Origin of the sequence: Shewanella sp. Shew256 (assembly GCF_002196695.1) — a bacterium.
Lineage (GTDB): Bacteria > Pseudomonadota > Gammaproteobacteria > Enterobacterales > Shewanellaceae > Shewanella > Shewanella mangrovisoli.
In genome coordinates this window covers 1-4,325 of sequence record NZ_NAJR01000036.1, presented here as the reverse complement: position 1 = coordinate 4,325, position 4,325 = coordinate 1, and the positions used below count along the sequence as shown (strand labels likewise).

2 protein-coding genes and 1 pseudogene are annotated in these 4,325 nt (G+C 48.2%); all 3 read left to right on the top strand.

The genetic code is table 11. The features are described from left to right. Positions 1 to 517, top strand: a 517-nt coding sequence (locus B5P39_RS25120) for a SpvB/TcaC N-terminal domain-containing protein (RefSeq protein ID WP_254915864.1), incomplete at its 5' end; no start/stop codon positions are given. A 2-nt stretch (positions 518 to 519) separates the two neighbouring features. Beyond that, positions 520 to 3,396 carry a toxin TcdB middle/N-terminal domain-containing protein gene (locus B5P39_RS24155; RefSeq protein ID WP_254915863.1) on the top strand — a complete coding sequence of 959 codons (2,877 nt, stop codon included), beginning with the start codon at positions 520 to 522 and terminating at the stop codon, positions 3,394 to 3,396. A 75-nt stretch (positions 3,397 to 3,471) separates the two neighbouring features. Further along, positions 3,472 to 4,325: pseudogene (locus tag B5P39_RS25115) on the top strand (hypothetical protein); the annotation flags it as partial.

Sequence of the window (4,325 nt, the reverse complement as noted above, 5' to 3'; positions counted from 1 at the left end):
CCCTTCTATACCAACAACACCATCGGCCCCGACATCAATATCTGTTCCAGCAACTAACGCAACAGGTGCCTTCAATGTGACTTGGTCTAGCGTCAGTGGCGCTACACGTTATGAATTACAGCAGCGCGTTAACGGTGGTGCCTGGGTTGCGAAATATTCTGGTACGGCCACCAGTTATGCATTATCGGGGCTTGCTTCTGGTACTTATCAATATCAGGTTCGCGCTTGCGCTACCGCTTGTAGCACTTGGAAATTATCCAGTAATACTCAGGTTACGTTGCCCGTACTTGGTAGCGACTGGAAAAATTTATCTCGGGTAACGGTTGCTGATGCGGGTGGCAGCGATATTGAGCCCGCAGAAGGTGTTGACTTAAATGCCGCAGCGGTTAAGGGGCAAGCCAGCGTATCGGGTGGTCAAGCAAGTTATCACATTCCCATCGATTTACCACCGGGGCGCAATGGCGTTCAACCTTCGATATCGCTTAGCTATAACTCCCAAGGGGGAATGGCATTTTAGGTGTGGGTTGGTCACTCAATGCCGGTTCAAGTATTAGTCGCTGTGGTGCAACCTTTGCGCAAGATGGTTTTACCCGTGCGGTCACCTTTAATGCCTCGACCGATAGGTTGTGTCTTGACGGGCAGCGTTTAATTGTCGTGAGTGGCAGTTATGGGGCAAGCAATGCTGAATATCGCACTGAGATGGATTCCTTCGCTAAAGTGGTACAGCACGGCAATATTAATGACAGTAACAGCAGTTTTACCGTCTATAAACCTGATGGTAGTCGAGCTACCTATGGCGCAAACGCTAATAGTCGCTTTGTGCCAAGCGGCTTAAGCACTGCACTCAGTTGGAAGGTGACCCAGGAGTCTTATTCCAATGGCGCTAATACCATCGATTATCAATACGATACGAGCGTGGCGGGTGAGCATCTTCTTAGCCAGATTTTATATACAGGTGGTTTGGGCGCATTAGGTGATAGGAATATCACATTTTATTATCAGCCTCGGACTGACAAGCGTAAAAGTTATCTGGCCGGAGGGCTAACAACCAGTACTCGTTTGTTATCAGAGCTTAAGGTCAATGGTGCAGGAGGACAATTAGTTCATCAATATCAGTTTGATTATCAACTGAGTCTGGCTAGCGGGCGCCATTTATTACGAGCGCTAGCGCAGTGTGATGCATTAGGGCACTGCACACCGCAAACTCAACTGACTTGGCGCGATAGCGCATCGACAGTTAAGGCCGATGAACTCCTTATTGGTGGGCAAGCGGTATTTTCAGGTGAGTTGGACATTAATAAAGTGACCCCGCATGGCGATGCTAATGGTGATGGTTCCACCGATTTCCCTGGATATGACTCAAATGCAGAGCAGGACATGCTGGGTCAAAATGGTTTTACCCATGAGAAAGCTTGCTACAACGATTATGTCTCCGATGGTTGGATTTGTGTTGCATTCGATGCGGACCATGACGGTAAAGTCGACCCCTTTAAATCCATCAACAACATCTTACATATTCAATTATCTGCATCAGGGTCAGCTTCGTATATGTCAACGGGTATCCCTTTTAATCCGAATCGCTTTCCAAGCCCTGATAGACTAATGAGTGCGATAGACCTCAACGGAGATGGGTATGTTGACCTGATGGTCTTTACTGTTGTGAGCGGTAAAGGCTATTGGCGAGCTTATTTAAATACGGGTAACGCATCAACGCCTTATTCCGCGAATTCCTTTCAATTAATCCATGAGACCGCAATAGACCCCAAACTGGGAAGTTGGCCAGCAAGACCTGAAGTTGATGTCACTATGGCGGGTGATATTGATGGCAATGGGATGGTGGATTTTGTGGTGTCAAGCTTGGGCGGCAGTGGTGCGGCGAATGCCCCTGTCCCCGTGTTGCGAAGTTTCATCTTAAATAACAGCACACCGCAACAATGGAGTGTGCAATGGTCAAGTGCTCCAACTTATCCATTCCATACTGGGGATGGTTTTCATTTTTTCCAAAAGCTGATTGATATTAATGGTGATGGATTAGCGGACATTATTTCTTGGCGAATGGTAAATAATGACCGCGTGATTGGTTATGAACTTAATCAAGGACGCGCCACGTTTGCCCCTTGGATGGCATTTGCGGGCAATCTGCATTTGAAAGAGCGTTTTCATTATGTGGTGGTCACGGCGCAAGAGCCTATGGATGTGATTTACCCCCAATACTTTGACAGCATGCAAACGGCTGACATCGATTTAGACGGTATTGAGGAGATATTACTTCCAGGGAAGAGGGTGATTACAGGTTGTGCCTATGTGATGTTTCCCGGTGGGACTTCGGGCAGCGGGATTAAAAGGACGCTCTGTGGCGATGCGCTCTATGGGGATATGCCTGTAAACAGTTTTAATACGGTTCCCAGCAAACCGATTGCCAGTTCAGATTTTGATGATTCGATTTATCAATACGATGCAATTAAATTCGTGTTGCAAGCCGATGGCCGCTGGGGCTTGGTAAAGCAATCCACCCCATATTACGGCTCTGCCCATGAATCCCGCTTGGTGGATACATTTGGGGATGGTCTGGTTGATATGCTCACAACCTATGGGCCACGCGTGCCTGGCACAGGACAGTTTAACGAAACGTGGATACAAAACCCGGGTTCAAGCATGTGGGGCACGCGCTATGGCGCTTACCTCAGCCGTAACTATGGCTCTGGTAACGGACAAACTACCAACGATTATGCTGCTACAGATTACCTGCAAGCCGTTACTGACGGTCTAGGTAATCGTAGCGAATGGCGTTATCGCCCACTGTCAACCGGAGAAGGCAGTGCGGACCAAGCTAAGCTTTATACTACAGACCACAATGAGGTTGGTTCCGGTTATGTCCATTTCGCCTCCAGTATGTATGTGGTGCAATCCTTCAAGCAAAGCAACGGACAGGGTGGCGAAAATGAAACCCAATATGCCTATAAAGGCGCGATGTACAACCTGCAAGGACGTGGCTTTACCGGATTTAATCAAATCTGGGAAAAGAATATGCAGCGGGATAAGACAGTGCATAGCGTCTTCAAGCAGAAGTTTCCTGAGGTGGGACTGCTAACTGAACAAACGGTCAGCGTGGGCTCGACTACCGTTAACCAAGTGACGAACACTTGGGCAGATAATCCGCAGCACTCGATTAATAAAGTATTCCACAATATTCAAACCCGCTCGCTACAGCAAAGCTGGGATTTACAGGGCATTGCTTTATCTACACAAGAAGTGCAAGTGAATGCCAGTGATGTTGATTCATCGGGCAATATTAAAAAGCAAACTCAAACGGTGACAGATTACATAAAGGGTCAGGCGAATACCTATACCAGTGTCACGAAAACTGGTTATGTGCCCGATATTAATAATTGGTGACTCAATAAGTTCAACTGGATAAACACGAGCCACAATACTGCGCAGCGCAACTGGGGAGATGACCCCGTCGGCACGATGGATAAGGCACAGTGGCAATTGCAAACGGTCAATACTTGGGATGGCAATCATAAGTTACCCACTAAAGTGACTTATACCGGCAGTAATAGTAGTTGCAATCGCGTCGAAGAAACCGGATTAAACAGTTACGGTCTGCCACTGTGGGCTAAAACCACAGGACAAAGCAGTACGTGTATTGCCATGGCGGCAAGGCAAACCAGTTTTACCTACACCAAAGATGGCACAACTCAGGCTGACGATGGTTATCTGCCTTACAAGGTCACCAATGCCAAGGGCCATATCACCACCACCGAATACGATATGGGGCTAGGGCTCCCCGCTAAAGTGATAGCGCCCAACAATATCATCACTCAAACCGAGTACGATGGTATCGGTCGTCCAGTGCAGGTCAAACAGACGGGCAGTCCAACCCGCTATTTGCGCTATTTACTCGCCAATGAGGGTAATAATCCGCCCCAGAACAACGACAATATTCCTGTGGTGATGACTCGCACCAGCGGCGCAGGTATGCCTGAAACGGAGCAATATTTTGACGGCCAAGGTCGTTTACTGCGTACGGCAACCCAAGGCTTTGATGGGGGCTATCAGTATCAGGATAAGCATTATGATGCGCTCGGGCGCTTAACTCGTGAATCGACACCCTATGGTAATGGCACGGCGGCAGACTATACCGAGTTCAGTGAGTTTGATGCACTCGATAGACCCGGCAGACGCACCATTCCTAATGGGCGCTCCGGTGGACTAGAGTCCCTATACACCTATAACGGGTTAACCACCGATATCAATGTCGAAGGACGCTTAATGTCGCGCACCTATGGCAGTCAAGGCTGGTTATATGAAACCGTGGATGC